Annotated in this window: 1 protein-coding gene; it reads right to left on the minus strand. The window is 48.7% G+C overall.

Annotation, left to right across the window (positions count from 1 at the left end; genetic code table 11):
• On the minus strand, positions 1–433 hold a 433-nt coding region (locus ACTHUM_RS20015), incomplete at both ends, for a DNA-3-methyladenine glycosylase I (protein ID WP_440404008.1).

Genomic DNA, 433 nt, shown 5'->3' on the forward strand with positions numbered 1-433 from the left:
ACTTTGGACGACATGCCAATATTTCCCTATAAACCGGACAGGTTGCCACATGCGCGCCGGGCAGGTAGCCGGTACTCATTAAAAATTCGCCGACGATTTCGCCGCCGACAAATTTGAAATGTTTTTTAAACAGTTTCACCCATTCAGCCTTGTCGAGCGGATGGTTCGCATCGAGCCAGTTTTTGAATGAGCCGTATTCTTGCTGTATTTGTCTGATTTGTCGCGCGTTATAAATGGCTGCGTTGATTTTCAGTCGGTTGCGGACGATGCCTGCATCGGCAAGCAGTCGCTCAATATCGGTTTCGTCAAATGCGGCGACCGTATCGATGTCGAAACCTTTACATGCCGTCTGAAATGCCTGCTGCTTCTTCAGCATCAGCGTCCAGCTTAATCCTGCCTGATTGATTTCCAACACCAGCCGCTCAAACAATTC

The organism is Neisseria sp. P0021.S006 (genome assembly GCF_051956895.1).